The organism is Nocardia sp. NPDC004340, assembly GCF_053602575.1.
Window position 1 is genome coordinate 39,899 of record NZ_JBSGDW010000004.1, and the last position, 18,137, is coordinate 58,035.

18 protein-coding genes are annotated in these 18,137 nt (G+C 68.7%); 4 read left to right on the forward strand and 14 right to left on the reverse strand.

Annotation, left to right across the window (positions count from 1 at the left end; translation table 11 throughout):
- Positions 1–11 precede the first annotated feature (11 nt).
- The 3 genes from ACWEOI_RS16805 to ACWEOI_RS16815 form a co-directional block, all read right to left on the reverse strand.
- Positions 12–872, reverse strand: coding sequence for an alpha/beta hydrolase family protein (locus tag ACWEOI_RS16805; protein WP_452360185.1), 861 nt, complete (start codon positions 870–872; stop codon positions 12–14).
- A gap of 161 nt (positions 873–1,033) precedes the next feature.
- On the reverse strand, positions 1,034–2,284 hold the full coding sequence (locus ACWEOI_RS16810; protein ID WP_452360186.1) for a PucR family transcriptional regulator: 1,251 nt from the start codon (positions 2,282–2,284) through the stop codon (positions 1,034–1,036).
- Between the two features lie 48 nt (positions 2,285–2,332).
- On the reverse strand, positions 2,333–3,442 hold the full coding sequence (locus tag ACWEOI_RS16815; RefSeq protein ID WP_452360187.1) for a baeRF11 domain-containing protein: 1,110 nt from the start codon (positions 3,440–3,442) through the stop codon (positions 2,333–2,335).
- A 161-nt stretch (positions 3,443–3,603) separates the two neighbouring features.
- Between ACWEOI_RS16815 and ACWEOI_RS16820 the strand changes: the two genes are divergently transcribed.
- A complete protein-coding gene (locus ACWEOI_RS16820) occupies positions 3,604–4,368 on the forward strand; it encodes an SDR family oxidoreductase (protein WP_433672928.1) in 765 nt (254 codons plus the stop codon).
- A 75-nt stretch (positions 4,369–4,443) separates the two neighbouring features.
- Here ACWEOI_RS16820 and ACWEOI_RS16825 read toward each other — a convergent pair whose 3' ends face one another.
- Positions 4,444–5,454 carry a hypothetical protein gene (locus ACWEOI_RS16825; protein WP_433672927.1) on the reverse strand — a complete coding sequence of 337 codons (1,011 nt, stop codon included), beginning with the start codon at positions 5,452–5,454 and terminating at the stop codon, positions 4,444–4,446.
- A gap of 93 nt (positions 5,455–5,547) precedes the next feature.
- On the opposite strand from ACWEOI_RS16825, the gene ACWEOI_RS16830 reads away from it, so the two are divergent.
- The gene (locus ACWEOI_RS16830; protein WP_452360188.1) at positions 5,548–6,654 is read left to right on the forward strand and encodes a lycopene cyclase family protein; all 1,107 of its coding nucleotides are present in this window, start codon (positions 5,548–5,550) and stop codon (positions 6,652–6,654) included.
- A gap of 1 nt (position 6,655) precedes the next feature.
- Here ACWEOI_RS16830 and ACWEOI_RS16835 read toward each other — a convergent pair whose 3' ends face one another.
- Positions 6,656–7,408, reverse strand: a complete 753-nt coding sequence (locus ACWEOI_RS16835) for a DUF1295 domain-containing protein (RefSeq protein WP_433672925.1) — start codon at positions 7,406–7,408, stop codon at positions 6,656–6,658.
- Between the two features lie 99 nt (positions 7,409–7,507).
- Between ACWEOI_RS16835 and ACWEOI_RS16840 the strand changes: the two genes are divergently transcribed.
- Positions 7,508–8,278, forward strand: a complete 771-nt coding sequence (locus ACWEOI_RS16840) for an SDR family oxidoreductase (RefSeq protein WP_433672924.1) — start codon at positions 7,508–7,510, stop codon at positions 8,276–8,278.
- A gap of 23 nt (positions 8,279–8,301) precedes the next feature.
- Positions 8,302–8,721, forward strand: coding sequence for a nuclear transport factor 2 family protein (locus ACWEOI_RS16845; RefSeq protein ID WP_433672923.1), 420 nt, complete (start codon positions 8,302–8,304; stop codon positions 8,719–8,721).
- A 287-nt stretch (positions 8,722–9,008) separates the two neighbouring features.
- Here ACWEOI_RS16845 and ACWEOI_RS16850 read toward each other — a convergent pair whose 3' ends face one another.
- The 9 genes from ACWEOI_RS16850 to ACWEOI_RS16890 all read right to left on the reverse strand — a co-directional run bounded on the left by ACWEOI_RS16850 (position 9,009) and on the right by ACWEOI_RS16890 (position 18,072).
- A complete protein-coding gene (locus ACWEOI_RS16850; protein WP_452360189.1) occupies positions 9,009–9,155 on the reverse strand; it encodes a hypothetical protein in 147 nt (48 codons plus the stop codon).
- Positions 9,152–9,958, reverse strand: a complete 807-nt coding sequence (locus ACWEOI_RS16855) for a hydroxypyruvate isomerase family protein (RefSeq protein WP_452360640.1) — start codon at positions 9,956–9,958, stop codon at positions 9,152–9,154. Before ACWEOI_RS16855 ends, ACWEOI_RS16850 begins: the two co-directional genes overlap by 4 nt.
- The gene (locus ACWEOI_RS16860) at positions 9,946–10,329 is read right to left on the reverse strand and encodes an allophanate hydrolase-related protein (RefSeq protein ID WP_452360190.1); all 384 of its coding nucleotides are present in this window, start codon (positions 10,327–10,329) and stop codon (positions 9,946–9,948) included. Before ACWEOI_RS16860 ends, ACWEOI_RS16855 begins: the two co-directional genes overlap by 13 nt.
- Positions 10,330–10,363: 34 nt before the next feature.
- Complete coding sequence (locus ACWEOI_RS16865; protein ID WP_452360191.1) at positions 10,364–11,479, reverse strand: XdhC family protein; 1,116 nt, start codon at positions 11,477–11,479, stop codon at positions 10,364–10,366.
- 2 nt (positions 11,480–11,481) lie between these two features.
- Positions 11,482–12,918, reverse strand: a complete 1,437-nt coding sequence (locus tag ACWEOI_RS16870; RefSeq protein WP_452360192.1) for an NCS2 family permease — start codon at positions 12,916–12,918, stop codon at positions 11,482–11,484.
- A gap of 129 nt (positions 12,919–13,047) precedes the next feature.
- Entirely contained in the window at positions 13,048–15,381 is a 2,334-nt protein-coding gene (locus tag ACWEOI_RS16875; RefSeq protein WP_452360193.1) for a xanthine dehydrogenase family protein molybdopterin-binding subunit, read from the reverse strand.
- Entirely contained in the window at positions 15,378–16,730 is a 1,353-nt protein-coding gene (locus tag ACWEOI_RS16880; RefSeq protein ID WP_452360194.1) for an 8-oxoguanine deaminase, read from the reverse strand. Before ACWEOI_RS16880 ends, ACWEOI_RS16875 begins: the two co-directional genes overlap by 4 nt.
- On the reverse strand, positions 16,727–17,200 hold the full coding sequence (locus tag ACWEOI_RS16885; protein ID WP_452360195.1) for a (2Fe-2S)-binding protein: 474 nt from the start codon (positions 17,198–17,200) through the stop codon (positions 16,727–16,729). Before ACWEOI_RS16885 ends, ACWEOI_RS16880 begins: the two co-directional genes overlap by 4 nt.
- The gene (locus tag ACWEOI_RS16890) at positions 17,200–18,072 is read right to left on the reverse strand and encodes an FAD binding domain-containing protein (protein ID WP_452360196.1); all 873 of its coding nucleotides are present in this window, start codon (positions 18,070–18,072) and stop codon (positions 17,200–17,202) included. The genes ACWEOI_RS16885 and ACWEOI_RS16890 overlap by 1 nt, the downstream gene beginning before the upstream one ends.
- Positions 18,073–18,137: the final 65 nt, after the last annotated feature.

The following is an 18,137-nucleotide window of genomic DNA, read 5'->3' on the forward strand; positions in this document are numbered from 1 at the left end:
CGCATTGAGCGTCAGCCCGGAATCTGGTTCGCCAAGTCGTTTCGCCGGAAGTCCGAGAACTGTTGGGAGTCGGTGCAGAAGCCGCAGTTGGGGCCGAAGAATTCGGTGCGGGCGTTCGCGTCGTCCATCAGCCAGTAGCGGAGCCAGGCGGTGGAGGGGCCGCGCATGTCGCCGCCCGTGATGCCGGTGCCGAAATGGGTGGCGCCGCGGAGTTCGGCGTATTCGGCGGGGACCTGGTCGGCATTGTTGTACATGGCCTTCACCAGGGCCGGCCATACGATGGCGTCGAATTGGCCGGCGAGGAACAGGACCGGCTTGTGGAGCTGGCTGACGTCGTTGAGCGGTCCGGGCTGGATCGCCGTGACCACGTCGACCCGGGGGTCGACGGCGGCGTTGATCGCGCCCGATCCGCCCTGGGAGTGGCCCGCGGAGCCGATCCGGTCGAGGTTGACCTTGCCGTAGAAGACGCTGGACGGGTCGGCGTTGAGCTTCTCGATGAGGTCGATGCCGCTGCGCATGGTGATGGCGAAGTTGCTCACCGGCGTATTGGCGGCCACCACGATGAAGCCGTGACTGGCGTAGTGCCGCAACAGCAGGGTGTACGCCCCGGGCAGCACGCCGGTGCCGTTGCCCCAGATGATCACCGGGTGTTTCTCCCCGTGCGCGCCCATGGTCTGCGGGTAGTAGAGCGTGTGCACGACGCCGATGCTGACCTCGGGCGAATAGGGCCCCGCCGCAGCCCAATTCCGGCCGACGCTCGGGATGCCGTCCGCGTGGGCGGGGACCGCGACGGCGGTGAGAGTCAGCGCGGTGACCGCGGCGGTGAGGACCGCCGCCAGTGTGGTGCGGAGGTTGGAAGTGCGAATGCGCATGCGCGAAACACCTTCCCTTTCGATTGATGACTCGGCCATTTGCCTGGCGGGAAAGCTATTGCGCGTGCCTGAGGTGTGCGGCCGGAATTCTCGCCCCGGCGCAATTCTTGTGCCCGAGCACATTACGGCGACCGCGAGATTGTCTCGCCTGCCCAGACCGGTTATCGGCGGGCCGCCTCCACGGCCAGGGCGAGCTCGATCATGGCGCGCGGTTCGGCGATGGACCGGCCGGTGAGTTCCTCGATCCGCCGCAACCGGTTCAGCACGGTATTGCGGTGGCAGTACAACGCCGCGGCCGCGCCCGCCGCCGAGCCGCCCGCGTCGAGCCACGCGGTCACGGTGGCGAGCAGGACGTCGCGTTCGGCCGCGGGCAGTCCGAGCACCGGGCCGAGCACCACGGTCCGGAGTCGCTCGGCGAGTTCGGACTGCGCGGCGACCAGTGCGGCGGGCAGGCGCTGATCCAGCACCACCACCCGAGTGTCGGGTGCGCCGGTCTGCAACGCGATCTCGGCCAGCCAACGGGCCCTGGCCAATTCGGCCAGCGAGCCCACGACGGGACTGATCCCGGCCGCGACTCCCTGCTCGCGCAGCAGCCGCGCCGGCTCGGTCAACGGGTCGCCGCCGAGCGCGATCAGCCCGACCTCGTGATCGGCCCGGATCCGCCACAGGATGTGGAAGCCGTCGGTCGCCGGGTGCCCGCGGTCGCGGGGCAGACTCGCGCCGCCGACCGACCGCACCGCGGCCACCGCGTACCGGGCCCGCTCGGGCAGGCCGAGGACCGCCGACGCCTGCGCGACCAGACCCGCTCCCCCGCCCGCGGGAAAGGCCGCCCCCGGACCGCCCAGCAGTACGTCGAGCACCGCGTTCCGCCGCTCGCCGTCGCGTGCCAAGCGCTCCGATTCCATCGCCTGGTAGGCGTCGGTGACCGCGCCGATGAGGAGGTCGACGATGTCCCACAGATCACCCACGCACGGCAGCAGATCGGGCAGCGAGGCCGGATCCCGTTCCGCCACCGTCTCGATCATCGCCTCCCACAGCAGCCGGCACCCGCGCCGGTACGCGTCCTGCAGCGAGGACAGCGGCAGCCCTTGCGTTGCCCGGGTCCGCCCGGTCCAGGTCGCGTCGGACAGATCGACCGGCCGGTCCTCGGACCGGTCCAGCATCGAGGCCACCGTCTGCCGCAGGTTGCGCAGAATGGTGTCCCGCAGCTCCCCGGGCGCGATCAGCGCCGCGTACGCGGCGTCCTCGGCGAGGATCCGCTCGGACAGTCCACCGGCGATGCCGGGCAACCGATCCGAGAGCGGCTCGGCCACGGCGGTCAGGATGTGCGATGTCTTGCCACGGTCCAGCACCCGGCCGCCGCCCTTCTCCACGAACGATCCCGCCGCCGCGCACCGGTGCGGGACCAGCACTGTAGCCCCGTGCCCGAACCGCTCGTTCGTGTTTCTACCCTGTGGAACTCAGAACCTGTATCGCAGGATCGCGGCGGCGGGTGCGCCGTCGGGCATGTCCTCGGTGCGAACCGCCAGCACCCGGCCGTCGGACAGGAGGACTCGTCTGCTGATCTCGTCGACGACACCTGGTGCGTCGGAATCCGATTCGGTCTCCAGGGTCACCGCTCCGTCGTCCGGGGCGACGGCTCCGGGCACGGTCACGTCGATGTCGACCAGCAAGGTGTCGATCATGCCGAGGGTCGCGGCGCGGGCGATATCTGCGATGTCGGTGGTCGCTCGCCCTTCTGCGCGGCGCTTGTCGAACAAGGCGTGCAGGTCTGCCAGTTGGCTCGCGTAGTGGGTGTCGAGAATGATCCGGGCCCGGGCGCCGAGTTCGGCCGCGGACAGCTGCTCGGGATTGCCCGGAATGGACTCCGCCAGCAGGTCCGGGTAGCTGTTGACGGACCGGTACAGCGATTCGATCGGCTCGGCCGCCGCGAGAATCAACGGCACTTCCCGCCCTGTCAGCAGATCCCTCAGCCCTTGGTCCACGGCCCTGGCGTATTGCCGCACTCGCACTTTGCGCCCCTCGGTCCCCTGAATCCGGCCCTTGGGCGCGCGGCCGCTCAGCGACGCCTTGCGGGCATGATCGGCGGCGCTCACCGGAAGGCCCGGTATCCGCGTCTCCTCGGCGCCACCGTCCGAGCTGACCTCGATCAGGCGGACAGCGCCCTCCGACAGGGCGAGCACGAAGGCCGCCTGGGGAAACGTGGTCGCCCGCAGCAGTGGTTTGAGGTGGAATCTGGATCCTACGAAGACGCCTTCCCGCAAGCGATTCGGGAGGCGATAGGTCCGCACCCGTTCCGGAGTGGCCAGGGCCACCAACGTATTGGACTGGAATCGCCAGAAGTCCTCGTCGTCGACCAGATCGTCGAACTCTTCCTGTAGCGACGCACGAGCCTGGCGATCATCGATCCCGCCCAGCGCCTCGCGCACATGGTTCGAGAATGCGATGCGGTTCTGATCCGGCGCCGCGGTGTCGGCCACGGTCGGGGTGTATATCGCGACACTCCACGGTTCGGCCTCGGCGGCCAGCGCTTTGATCTCGCCTCGTGTCGGAACATCGGTGTGCAACATCTGGCCTCCTGCGTCATGCGTCGAGCCGGCGTGTTCCCTGATGTATCGCGCTTCTCCCGTGTCGACCATACCGAATCGAACCCTCCGGCAACTAGTCAGCAATTTTTACCGCCGAACCTCGCCGCCGACAGACGGCAGGGACTGAAGTAACGTGCCATCACATGAGTGAGAACTTGGCGGGTAAGAGTGCACTGGTCACCGGGGCGAGCCGGGGTATCGGGTTCGCGGTGGCGGCGGAGCTGTTGGCCCGGGGGGCCAATGTGGTGATCTCCGCCCGGAAGGCCGAACCGCTCGAGGAGGCGGCCGAGCGGCTGCGGGGGCTGGGTCATGCGGGGAAGGTGGTGGCGGTCGCCGGGAACTCCGGGGACGCGGCGGCCCGGGCCGAACAGGTCGCTACCGCGGTGGCGCAGTTCGGGTCGCTGGACGTGCTGATCAACAACACCGGCATCAATCCGGTGTACGGGTCGCTCATGGAGGCCGACCTCGAGGCGGTCCGCAAGATCTTCGACGTGAATGTCGTTGCGGCGCTGGGGTATGTGCAGGAGGCGTACAAGGCGTGGATGGGTGAGCACGGCGGTGCGGTGGTGAACGTGGCCAGCGTCGCCGGGCTGCGGTCGACCGGCGTGATCGCCGCGTACGGGGCGTCGAAGGCGGCGCTCATTCGGCTCACCGAGGAACTGTCGTGGCAGTTGGGGCCGAAGATCCGGGTGAACGCGGTGGCGCCGGGCGTGATCAAGACCAAGTTCGCGGACGCGCTGTACTCGGCGGACGAGGAGGCGGCCGCGGCCGTCTACCCGATGAAGCGGCTCGGGTCGCCGGAGGATGTGGCGCAGCTGATCGGGTTCCTCGCGTCCGACGAGTCGGCGTGGATCACCGGGACGACGATCCGCGTGGACGGCGGCCTGCTGGCCACCGGCGGCATCTGAGCGCCGGAATCGAAAGGACGTGCCCGGCACCGGGATTCGGTGCCGGGCACGGTCATGCCGGGAGAACGCCGCCGATCACCGGAAGGCGAGGGCGCCGAGGGTGTCGCTGTTGCGGTACTGGAGGTACTTGCTGACGGTGGCCTCGTCGACCGCCGCGGTGGCGGTGGCGACGGTGACGACGACGAACTTGCTCTGGCTGCCGTCGCGCCACTTGCCGGTCTCGAAGTCGGCGATGTAGCTGCCGTCGGGCAGCTCCAGGTCGGTGTCCTCGAACTGGTTGTGCGCGGCGGACGCCTTGCCGTCGTCGGACATGGTGAGGACCAGCTGGGTGAGCATGAGCCCGCCGCCCTCGGCCTTCCACGCCATGGACGAGGCGCGCTTGCAGCCCAGGCCGGTCATCTTCCCGGCCTTCTCGATCGGGGCGCAGGAGTCGAAATCCTGGCCGGTCACGTAGGTGGCGTGCAGGGCGACGTCACCGAGCTTGAAGTTCCAGTCCTTGCCGTACTCGGTGTAGCTGAAGCGGCTGCCGCCGGGCGCGGCCTTGGAGGTGGTCGCGGTGGTGCGGGGCGGGGCCGAGGTGGCGGGCACCAGGGTCGGGCTCTCGGTGGTGGAGGTGGCGCCGGCCTGGGTGGCGTCGTCGCCGCCGGAGACGAGCACGATCGCGCCGACCGCCACCGCCAGCAGCACGACCGCGCCCAGCACCACGCCGATGATCAGCCCGGTGTTCGACTTCGGCTGCTGCGGCGGATAACCCGGCTGCTGCGGGAAACCGGGCGCGGGCGGGGAGCCCGGCCCGAACGGCTGCTGCTGGCCGTACGCCAAGCTCTGCGCGAACCCCGGCGGCTGCGCGTACCCGGCGTCCTGCGGTTGTCCCGCCTGCGGATATCCCTGCTGCGCGGGCCAATTCGTCTGTGTCGGCTGCCAGCCCTGGTCGACCGGCTGCTGCCCCTGCCATCCGGGCTGCTGCACCTGGTGTCCACCGGTCCCCTGGGCGGGCTGATCCCACCACGCGGCATCCGACTCGCCGGGTCGCGGCTGCCGGTGGACAGTGGGATCGCCCCCGGATCCGGCTGGTGGATACGTCATCTGATCACCTTTCGCGGACGGCCCGAGCCCTCCCCGGCTCGGCATTCGATTCCCGAAGCGTATGCGGGCGATCCGGCATGATCCAATCACGGGGTGACCGACGATCTGCTCATCTGCGGCGCGGGCCCGGCAGGACGAGCCCTCGCCCACCGCGCCCTGGCGCACGGGCTGACGGTCACCGTGGTCGATCCGCACCCGCGCCGACGGTGGGCTGCCACCTATGCGGCGTGGGCGGACGAGCTGCCCGCCTGGGTCGCCGACGCGGCGATCGCGACGCGGATCGAAGGGCCCGTCGCCTGGACGACCCGCCGCATCGAGATCGATCGATCCTATCTCGTGTTCGACACTGCGGCACTTCAGGATTCGCTCGACATCTCCGGCGCACGCCTGATCCAGGACTCCGTCACCGCCATCGACATCGCGGCCCGCCACCGCCACGACGGACTGGACCTCCCCTCGGTGCGACTCGCCTCCGGCCACACCCTCCCCGCGGGCCGGGTCGTCGACGCGCGCGGCATCCCCCGCTCCCCCGCCCTGGCCGAGCAGACGGCGTACGGCGTGATCATCGACCGCGCCCACTACCCCGACCGGGACTCCTTGTTCATGGACTGGCGTGACGACAACGGTGCGGCCCCGACCGACCCGCGCTCGTTTCTCTACGCGGTTCCCCTGGACGACGACCGCATCCTCCTGGAAGAGACCTGCCTCGCCGGACGCCCGGCCCTCGACCAGCACACGCTCGAGGCCCGCCTGACCCATCGATTGCGTTCCCGCGGAATCACTCTCACCGGCGCCGAACCCGTCGAACGCGTCCGTTTCCCCGTCCAGGGCGGCAAGCCGCATCGGTCCACGTTCGGCGCGGCGGGAGCCTTCACCCACCCCGCGACCGGATACAGCGTCGCCACGTCACTGCGCCTGGCCGACACCGTCCTCATCGGCGAATCAGCCTGGCCCGCCTCGGCCCGAGCCGTACACCTGTTGCGCCAGGCGGGATTACACGCCCTGCTGGCGCTTCCGCCCGCCGAGCTGCCACTCTTCTTCGACGCCTTCTTCGCACTGCCGGTCCCCGCCCAGCGGGCCTATCTGTCCGGCCGCGACGATCTTCGCGGCACCGCGGCGGCCATGGCGGCACTGTTCGCGGCGCTGCCCTGGCGGCTGCGCCGCGTCCTCGCGGCAGGGGTAGCTCTCCCGACCCGATAGCTCAGATCAGGTAGGGAATCATCGCCTTGCGGTCGCTCGGATAGTCCTCGAACCGCTCGCGGTACCACCGATGTGTGGACACCGCCCGCGGCAGCAGGTTGGCCACGGTGAACAACACGAACACCAGTCCCGCCCACGTCCACGACATGAGCGCCCACCCCACCCACAGCACCAGCTCGCCGAAGTAGTTCGCGCTCGACACCCAGCGGAACGCGCCGCCGTAGGGGATGCGGTAGCCGGTGAATCCGTCACTACGCAAGGCGATCAGCGCGCGGTCGGCATGGAAGTTGATCGCCCACCCCGCCACGGCCACGACCAGCCCGACGAGGAAGCGCGGGTCGGTGAACCATCCGGAGTCCCGCAGATGCTGCGCGTCGGCGACGGCGTATCCGTTGACGAATCCATTGGCCGCGTTGAACACCATTCCGAACGCGATCCCGTACACGGGGAATCCCTTGCTGGACGCTCGCAGCAGCGGATAGATCAGCCCGCGATAGAGGTAGTGCACCTGCCACAGCACGTAGAGCACCACCGCCGGGGGCTGCGGATCCTTCACGACCAACCAGAACGTGACGGTGAAGGCCCACCATTGCGGATTCTCGAACAACAGCCACGCCCACGGCCCCCGCACCGCGAATCGCTCACCGTCCTTGGCGAACCGCCCGTAAGGGTTGGTGTAGCCGAACCCGCTCGCGAACGTGATCACCGTGAGGACGATCAGAAACCCGAGCACGAAGTGAAGAGCATCCCGCATGACGTAGTGCATACCCTCCTTCGTCCCGGTAAACAATCAAGCACTTGCTTGGTATGAGCTCGTTCGCTATGAACAGTGAGAAGCAACCGAGGAGGAATCGTGGACGACTTCAGTCATCGGGCGGGCGCCGCGCTGGTGCTCGGCGCTAGCGGCGGGCTCGGTGGAGCGTGCGCGCGGATGCTCCTCGAACGCGGCAGCGACCTCGCCCTGACCTACTACCGGTCCCCCGGCGCACTCGACGGACTCCGGTCCGCCGCGGAAGCCGGCGGACGCCGCGCCGCCACCTGGCAACTCGACCTCGCCGACTCCACCCGCACCGGAGAGGTGGTCGCGCAGGCGGCCGAGCAACTCGGCGGCATCCACACGCTGATCTACGCCGCGGGCCCGCACGTGCCGATGCGCCACCTCAGCAGGATCGAACCGGCCGACTTCCGCAGCCAGATCCTCGACGACGTGTCCGGCTTCTTCAACGCCGTCCACGCGGTCCTCCCCCACCTGCGAGCGAGCAAGGGCAGCATCGTCGCCATCACCACCGCCGGAACCGCGCGATTCCCTGTGCGGGACGGCATGTCCATCGCCCCCAAGGGCGCGGTCGAGGCTCTGGTGCGTGGAATCGCCGCCGAGGAGGGCAGATTCGGTGTGCGCGCCAACTGTGTCGGCCCGGGCATGACCACCGACGGCATGGCCGACCGCCTCATCGCCTCCGGCGACCTGGACGACCACGCTCTCGAAGTCACCAGGAACAACATCCCGCTGCGCCGCTTCGGCGACGCCCAGGACATCGCCGAGGCGGTCTGCTTCCTCGCCTCGGACCGCGCCGACTTCATCAGCGGCCAGAAGCTGGACATCGACGGCGGATACGGCGTCTAGCCGCCCAGGACGAGGACAACCCCATGACCGATCACGCCGAGCAGATCCGATCACTGCTCGCCCACCTGTCCCATCTCGCCGACGAAGGGCCCATCGCCGACTATTTCGAGCACTACACGCCGGACGCCGTCTGGGAGCGCGCGGGCGACCCGCAGTCCGGCATCGCACCGCAGATCTTCCGTGGCGCAACGGAGATCGCCGCCAGCGCGCAGGCCCGGCGCGACGCGGGCATCGCCGGTCCGGGAACCAGGACCCGGCACGTGACGAGCTGCACGGCCATCACGCTGCTGGGACCGGATTCCGCACGGGCGGAGTCCGTTTGGCAGTTCTTCGCCGACACCACGACCGCGCCCCGCCTGGTCGGCATGGGCAGATACCACGACACCCTGGTCCTGGTCGACGGCCGCTGGCGCGTCTCGGTCCGCTCGATCACCAACGGCTGACACCCAAACCGTCCAAATCGCATGTTCCGCGCGTTCGCCAGTGGTTTCCTGGATCCAGTCCAGTACCCCGTATGACGGGAGGTTCCACCGATGTTCGGACTTCCAGCGACCGGGCACAGTGCCCTGGCGGTAATAAGTGAGGATGCGGCGAATCGGGCGTTACGGGAGCATGCGGATTGCCCGATCACCGTGTGCCCGGCCAAGTTACAGGCCAAGACGTTTCTGGTGCGGATGGGCAGACCACCGCGGCGACTGCCTCGAGATTGAGCGCGGGAACCGCTGACCCCTCATCGGTCAGCGGCTCCCCGCGCGGGGTGGATGGTCACGGTGGGGTCCAGGACCGGGAGCTGGACGGTGAAGCGCTCGATCACCCATCCGGCGGGCAGCGCGGAGCCGCGGTGCCCGTGCGGGGTCCACGGCAGGGCGGTGGTCATGCGATCCAGCTCCAATCATGGTCGGGGTCTCGGTATTCCAGGCCGATCCAGCCGTCGTAGCCCGCGGTGTCGAGGGCGGCGAAGAGGGCTTCGAAGTCGAGGGTCCCGGTGCCGGGGCGGCTACGCGCGGGAGCGTCCGCGATCTGGACGTGCCCGAAACGATCGGCGTGGGTGGCGATCACGGCGAACAGGTCCTGACCCATGCGGGCGAGATGGTAGAGGTCGCAGAGGAATCGGAGGTTCGGCGCGCCGACCTCGTCGATGACCCGGATCGCGTGGGCGGCGGAGACGATCGGATAGTCGGGCGACTCGATCGAATTCAGCGCCTCGAGCACAACCTGAGCGTCGATGCGCGCTGCGGCCTCGGCGGCGAGGCGAAGGTTCTCGAGAGCCAGCTCGTCCTGCACTCGCGGATCCACACCCGCAATCCGGTTGCCGTACAGGGCGTTCAGGGACCGGCAGCCCAGCTGTTCGGCGATGCCGACGGTGACGTCGATATTGTCCCGGAACTCGGATTCCCGCCCGGGCACCGAGACCAGGCCGCGGCCCACGGGCACCAGGTCGATGAAGTTGAGACCGATGAGCTGCACACCGGCGTCGGAGACAGCGGAGACGAACGCGTCGACGTCCTTGTCCCCCGGCACCGGGTTCTCGCCGAACGGCCACCAGAATTCGACGGCGTCGAACCCAGCCGCCTTCGCCGCGGCCGGACGTTCCAGCAACGGCAGATCGGCGAACAGGATCGAGCAGTGCGCGTCGAATTTCCGGAGAGCTCCGTCGGCGGTGTATTTCATCGTGTCGATTCCTCCCGGTAGGTGTGCCAGCTGCCGTAATCGGTGATGTCGATGAGCCGCGGGTCGGAGATGACCGGTCGCCGCAGCAGCATGGACAGCACCGAGCGGTTGTCGTCCAAGGCAATCACACCGAGTTCCAGTTCCGGGGGCTCGGCCGGGAGCAGGCGGTTGCGCAGCACCTCCATCGGCACGTCGAACAGTTCACCCGTGATCGGCGCGCCGCCGTAGGCGACGGGGTGCAGGCCGGGGAAGCGGTCGCCGACCGAATAGAACCGGTACTGCGGCGCGGTGGTGACCTCCCCGGCGCAGGGCGCGCCCTCGAGCAGGTAGTGCAGGGGTTCGCCGCGCATGGCACCGCCGTTCAGGAAGATCAAAGGCATGGCCGTGGGCTCCTCATCGGGTCGGCAGGGCGGGTCAGACGGAGAGCCGCAGGGCGTCCGGGGAGTCCGGCACGATCACCTCCGGCACCGCGACCGCGTCGCGGTGGATCGGTCCGCCGTAGGCGCCCAGGGATATCCCGGTGCCCCCACGGCGGACCGCCACGATCTCGGCGGCGATGGAGACGGCCGTCTCCTCGGGAGTGCGGCCGCCGAGATCCAGCCCGATGGGCGACTTCAGCCGCGCCAGTTCGGCATTCGTCATCCCGACCGCGAGCAGCCGCTGGAGGCGGTCCTCGTGCGTGCGCCGGGATCCCATCGCACCCACGAACGCCACCGGCAGGCGAAGCGCCACTCGCAACAGCGGCACATCGAATTTGGCGTCGTGGGTGAGTACACAGACCACGGTCCGGGCGTCCACCCGGGTCCGGGCCAGATATTTGTCCGGCCATTCCACGACCACCTCGTCGGCGTCGGGGAAGCGCGCGGGGGTCGCGAAGACCGCCCGTGCGTCACACACCGTGACGTGGTAGCCGAGGAATTTGCCGATCCGGGCCACCGCGGCCGCGAAGTCGATCGCCCCGAAGACGATCATCCGCGGCGGCGGCACATGCGATTCCACGAAGACCGTGATCTCCTCGTCGCCGCAACCGATGGTTCGCACCGCGGTCGCGCCGGCGTCGAGCATGGCCTGGGCTTCGGCGATCACTCGATCGTCGAACTCGTGGCCGGAACTCCACCAGGTGCCCAGCGCCATCACGGCGCCGCTGTCGAGGTCGCGGACCATGGCCACGGCCTCCCCCTCAGCTCGCAGGACCTGTTCCACCGCGTCGCGGTTGGCGTCGGTCACCGACTGGACGAACACCTGAATCGTTCCGCCACAGGTCAATCCGACGGCGAAGGCGTCGGTGTCGCTGTAGCCGAAGGTCTCCCGGATGGTGGCGCCGGTGGCCAGCGACTCGCGGCACAACTCGTAGACCGCGCCCTCGACGCAGCCGCCGGAAATGCTCCCGACGACGGTGCCGTCGGCGTCCACGGCCAGGGCCGCACCGATCGGCCGCGGCGCGGAGCCGCCGATCCCGATGATGGAGGCCACGGCGTAGTCCTTGCCCGCCGCATGCCATTCCAGTAGTTGTGCCGCGATGTCGCGCATGGCTAGCCTCCCAGGGCCAATTCGATGCCGTTGATACCGAAGTAGGCGACGAAGACGACGCTGACCACGGCCACCAGCCAATGGATTTCGCGGTACTTCCCGCGAGCGAGCTTGATCACGGTGTAAGCGATCAGGCCCGCGCCGACACCGTTGGTGATCGAGTAGGTGAACGGCATGAGCACGATCGTGATGAAGGCCGGCACCGCGACCTCGAGATCGTTCCAGTCGATCTTGCGGGCCTGCGTCATCATGAGCGCGCCCACCAGCACCAGGGCCGGAGCCGCGGCCTGGATCGGCACCACGGCCGCGATCGGCGTGAAGAAGATGGCGGCGCAGAACAATCCGCCGGTGATCACGCTCGCCAGACCGGTACGAGCGCCCTCACCGACACCCGTCGCGGACTCGACGTACACCGTGGATCCGGCGCCGCCGGACAGCCCGCCCACGATCTGGGCGACACCGTCGGTGGTGAGGATCTTGCCCATACCGGGCACCTCACCCTTCTCATCGGTCAGACCGGCCTCATCGCAGACGCCGAAAACCGTTCCCATGGCGTCGAAGAAGCCGGTCAGCACCAGTGTGAACAGCACCACGGTGGCGGTCACCGCGCCCGCGGTGGCGAAGCCGCCGAACAGGTCGATGTGGCCGATCAGACCGAAATCCGGGGTGGCGAACAGCGATTTCGGCTTCTCGGGGACCACGGTCCCCCACGCCTTCGGGTCGATCTTCGCCATGGCGTTGACCGCGATGGCCAGCAGCGTCGAGATGGCGATGCTGATCAGGATCGCGCCGGGCACCTTGCGGATGAACAGCGCGAGCATCACCAGCAGGCCAACCGCGAAGATCACGGTGGGCCAACCCGCCAGATGCCCGTCCACGCCGAGCGTCACCGGCGGACCGCCCGGCGCGCCGTGCCCGACGACCCCGGAGGAGACCAGGCCGATCATGGCGATGAACATGCCGATGCCGACGCCGATGGCGTTCTTCATGGCCAGCGGAATGGCGTTGATGATCATCGTCCGCAGGCCGGTCGCGGCCAGGATGACGATGACGATGCCCATCAGCACCACCAGGCCCATGGCCTGCGGCCAGGTCATGTGCGGCGCGGCCTGATAGGCGACGACGGGGACCAGTCCGAGACCGGCGGCGAGCGCGAGGGGCACATTGCCGACCAGGCCCATGAGGACGGTGGTCAGACCGGCCGAGAAGGCGGTCGTGGTGGTCAGCTGAGCGATACTCAGCTTGTCCCCGTGCGAGTCGGCGACGCTGCCGAGAATTAGCGGGACCAGCAATATGACATACGCCATAGCGACGAATGTGGTGATGCCGCCACGGATTTCACGGGTTATGGTGGTCTTGCGCTCCGATAGCCTGAAGAACTTTTCGAGCGCGGACCCCCCGGTTTCCGGGGTGGTGATCGGTGATTGAGTCTGGGTCATGGCTGCCCTCCTATGGGCGTAGCCGACCAACGGCCCGGGGGTGCTGGGTAATCCCCGGGCCGCGGATTCGGTGTTGTGGGGTCCCTACCGCGCTCCACTGTTGTGGGAGGCGCGGTCTGCCCCTGTTAGTCAACTGTTCCGGATGATGTCTTCCGGACGCACGGGCACGCGGTTGATGTTTCCGGTGCCGCCCCGCTTGCGGCAGGCGTCGCGAATCGCTGCGGCGATCGCGGGCGTGGAGGAGAGAGTCGGCGGTTCGCCCGCGCCGCGCAAGCCGTAGGGGGCGTGCGGGTCCGGGTTCTCCAGAATCTCCAGCTTCTGCGGAGGTGTATCGAGAATGGTGGGAATCAAGTAGTCCGTGAAGGACGGGTTCCGCACCTTGCCGTTGGTGACCTGAATTTCCTCCATAACCGCCAGACCGAGGCCCTGAATGGAGCCGCCGTGGATCTGGCCTTCCAGCGAGAGCCGGTTCATGATCTTGCCGACGTCCTGGACGGCGTCCAGGGCAACGACTTTCACGAGCCCGAGTTCGGTGTCCACATCGACCACTGCCCGGTGCACGCAGACCGCGAGCTGGGTGTGGCTCGAGCCCTGACCGGTGATCTTGTCCATACCGGTGGTGGGCTGGTGGTGGTATTCGCGGGTCAGGTCGATCACGTCGTCGCCGAGGACGTCCTCGATCGACGCGACCACCTCTCCGTTGTTCTTGACGACCTTGCCGCCGTCGAGGTGCATGAAGCCGTGGACGTCGAACTTCTTGCGCGCCAGCACGAACAGTTCGTCGGCGACCGCGCGGCAGGCGGTCATCACCGCGCCGCCGGTCATGTACGACTGGCGCGAGGCGGACGACGAACCGGAGCTGCCGACATTGTTGTCCGACGGGTGGCTGACCACGCGGTCGACGGTCAGTTCGGTGCGCGCGATCTGCGCCTCGAGGGTGATCAGACCCTGACCGACCTCCGCGCCGGCGGTGTGCACGAGCGCGACCGGCTCGCCGCCGATCACTTCCAGGCGCACGCGGGCGGTCGAGTAGTCGTCGAAACCCTCGGAGAAGCAGATGTTCTTGATGCCGACGCCGTAGCCGACGCCGCGGTACACGCCCTCGCCGTGGGTGGTCTGGGACGCGCCGCCGGGCAGGTTGCGGATATCCGAGGTATCCACGGATTCCGGCAGTTCCATCTCGCGCAGGCTGTCGAGCATCTCCACCAGCGGAGTCGGCGCGTGCACGATCTGACCGGTGGCCAGCTTCGAGCCCTGGGATACGACGTTCACCTGGCGAACGGTCACCGGGTCCATGTCGAGGGCCTCGGCGAGCTTGTCCATCATCGACTCGTGTGCGAAACACGCCTGCACGACGCCGAATCCGCGCATCGCGCCGCACACCGGGTTGTTGGTGTACACGCCGTAGGCGTCGATCTCCAGGTGCGGGACCTCGTAAGGGCCCAGCGCCAGGGAGGCGGCGTTGCCGATCACGTTCTGGGTGGCCGAGGTGTACGCGCCGCCGTCGAGGACGATGAGAACCTTGGCGTAGGTGATCTTTCCGGTCGCGGTGGCGCCGTACTCGTAGCGCATGCGCGCCGGATGCCGGTGCACGTGGCCGAAGAACGACTCCTGGCGGTTGTACATCATCTTGACCGGCTTGCCGGTGCGCATGGCCAGCATGCCCGCGTGGATCTGCATGGACAGGTCCTCGCGGCCGCCGAACGCGCCGCCGACGCCGGACATGGTCATCCGGATCTGGTCCTCGTTCAACCCGAGGCAGGGGCCGATCTGGGTGAGATCCCAATGCAGCCACTGGGTCGCGACGTAGAAGTCGAGGGAGCCGTCCTCGTTGGGGATGACCATGCCGGACTCCGGCCCCAGGAAGGCCTGGTCCTGCATGCCGACCTCGAAATCCTCGCTCACCACGACGGCGGCCAGGGTCTTGCCGATCTCGATGTCGCCGGCGCGCACCGGCTGGTAGCGGGCGATGCCGCCGCGCTCCTGCACGGCCAGCCCGACCGGGTCCTCGATCACGGCCATCGGGTCGGTGATCGGTTCCAGCACTTCGTATTCCACCTCGATGGCGGCCACGGCGCGGCGCGCGATCTCGGGGTGGTCGGCGGCGACCAGGGCGATCGCCTCACCGTGGTGGCGCACCTCGCCGAAGGCCAGCACCGGCTGGTCCCAGGTGTGGTCGAGGCCGTAGACCTTGCGGCCGGGCACGTCCTCGTGGGTGAGCACGGCGTGGACGCCGGGCATGGCCAGCGCCTTGGCGGTGTCGATGCCGATCAGCTTGGCGCGGGCGTGCGGACTGCGCAGGGTCGCGCCCCACAGCATGCCGTCGATCCACAGGTCCGAGGAGTAGGCGAACTCGCCCTTCACCTTGAGGGCGCCGTCGGGACGCAGCGGGCTCTCACCGATGCCGCCGGCGCCCGGGATCGCGACATCCTCGGGGAACCGAGTGGTGCGTGCGATGGTCATCGGTTCTCCTGCTTCATGATTCGCTTGCGCGCCGCCACGCCGTTCTGCCCGACCTGATCGTGCGGCATGGTCTTGAGCTCGTCGTTCTCGACGACGGTGTGGCCGCCCACGAGCAGACGCGCCAGCGGCGGCTGCGGGCCGAACACCAGCGAGCACACCGGGTCCTCGATGGCGGCGCGGAAGCCATCCACCTTCCAGACCGCGATATCGGCGAGCTTGCCGACCTCGAGGGAGCCGATCTCGTTCTGCCGGCCCAGGTTCCGCGCACCGCCGAGGGTGCCGACCTCGAGGGCCTGGCGGGCGGTCATGGCGCGGGGGCCGTGCACGGCGCGCTGGAACAGCATGGCCTGCCGCATCTCCCCCGCCATCGAGGTGAGTTCGGAGGAGGCCGCGCCGTCCACGCCCAGACCGACCGGTGCGCCGGCGGCGAGCAGGTCCATCACTCGCGCGATGCCCGCGCCCAGACGCGCGTTGGAGGTCGGGCAGTGCGCGGAACCGGTGCCGGTCTTCGCGAAGGCCGCGATGTCCTTGTCGTGCAGGTGCACCGCGTGCGCGAACCACACGTCGTCGCCGAGCCAGCCCAGCTTCTCCATGTATTCGACCGGGGTGCAACCCATCTGCTCGATGCAGTGCTCCTCCTCGTCGAGGGTCTCGGCGAGGTGGGTGTGCAGGCGGACGCCGTGCTGACGGGCCAGGGCGGCGGATTCCACCATCAGGCCCTCGGACACCGAGAACGGCGAGCAGGGGGCGACGGCCACGCGCAGCATCGAGTCGAACGACGCGTCGTGGTACTTGTTGATGATCTCCTCGGTGTTGAGGAGGATCTCCTCGCGGTTCTCGACCACCTCGTCCGGCGGCAGACCGCCGTGCGACTGGCCGCGGTCCATGGAACCGCGGCACGGGTGGAAGCGGATGCCCAGCTCGCGGGCGGCGCGCACCTCGGCGTCGAACAGATCGCCACGGCCCTGGGGGAACACGTAGTGGTGATCGGTGGAGGTGGTGGTGCCGGTCAGCGCGAGCCAGCCCAGACCGGCCGAGGCCGCGCCATAGACGATCTCGGCGTCCATGGTGGCCCACAGGCGGTACAGGCCGGTCAGCCACTCGAAGAGCGTCGCGTCCTGGAACAGGCCCTGGGTGGCCCACTGGTAGAGGTGGTGGTGGGTATTCACCAGGCCCGGGGTCACCAGGCAGCCGGTGCCGGAGAGGCGTTCAGCACCCACCACCATCGGCGCAGGTCCTGCGCCGAGAGCTTCGATCCGGCCGTCGTCGCCGACGATCAGATAGCCATTGGGGATCTCCGCACCGACGACCGGCGCGATATAGGCGTTCTCGATGACGAGCTTGGTCATTTCGCCGCCGCCTTCCGCTCGGCCGCCATGCGCACGGCATCCAGAATCTTCTCGTAACCCGTACAGCGGCACAGGTTTCCGGCGAGAGCCTCACGGATCTCGACATCGGACGGGTTGGGGACGCGCTCGATCAGGTCGTGCGCCTGCACGATCAGACCCGGCGTGCAGAAACCGCACTGCACCGCGCCCGCCTCGACGAACGCCTGCTGCATCGGGTCGAGCTTGTCGCCCTCGGCCAGCCCTTCGACGGTGCGGACCGAACGGCCCTGCACCTGACCGGCGGCCACCAGGCACGAGCACACCGGGGTGCCATCCAGATAGACGGTGCAGGAACCACATTCGCCCTGCTCGCAGGCGTTCTTCGCGCCGGGCAGGCCGACCCGCTCCCGCAGCACGTACAGCAGGCTCTCGCCTTCCCAGACGTCGTCGGCGGTTTCCTGGGATCCATTGACGGTGAAGTCGATACGCATCAGGCCGCCCTCCTCTCCACGGTGTAGTCGTTCCAGGCCCAGCCGAGGGTCCGGCGGGCCATCACCGACAGCGCGTGCCGGCGGTAGTCGGCGGTGCCGCGCACATCGTCGATGGGCTTGGCGGCCGCACCGACCAGGCGGCCGAATTCGTGGGCCAGCTCATCGCTCAACGCGCCGCCGTTGTCCCAGTCCAGGTTCGCGGCCAGGAAGTCCTGCGCCTCGGTCGGGCGGATCGGGGTCGGACCGGCCGAACCGATGCCCGCACCGGCGGTACGCGAATCCGCGTGCAGGGCAACCGAGAACGAGCAGACCGCGATCACCATCGCGTTGCGGGTGCCGACCTTCGAGAAGTACTGCGGACCGGAGGCGGGCCGCAGCCACACCGCGCGGATCAGCTCGTCGGGCTCGAGGGAGTTCTTCTTGACCCAGACGTAGAAGTCGTCGATGTCGATCATGCGGGTGCCGCGGGCGGCCGACTCGACCTCGACCACGGCGTTCGCGGCCAGCAGCGCCGGATGGGCGTCACCGGCGGGCGACGCGCCGCCCAGATTCCCGCCCACGGTGCCGCGATTGCGGATCTGCGGGGAACCCACGGTGCGCGAGGCCTGCGCCAGACCGGGCAGGCGATCCTGGTACCGGTTGATGATCTTCACGAACGGGACACCGGAGCCGAGGCGGATGCGGCCGTCGGCGTGATCGTCCACCTGGAACAGCTCCCGGCACGGGTTCAGATCCAGCAGGGCGTCCGGACGGTGCACGTCGAAGTTCATCTCGACCATCACATCGGTGCCACCCTGGATCGGAACCGCCTCGGGGCGTTCCGCTTTCAGCTGGAGCGCCTCGGCCCAGCTGCCCGGTTGTAGGAAATCCATTGCGTTCCTCTAGATATCGGTTCTGCGCAGGTACGACAGCCTCGGCTGCCCCGGTACGTAGAGAA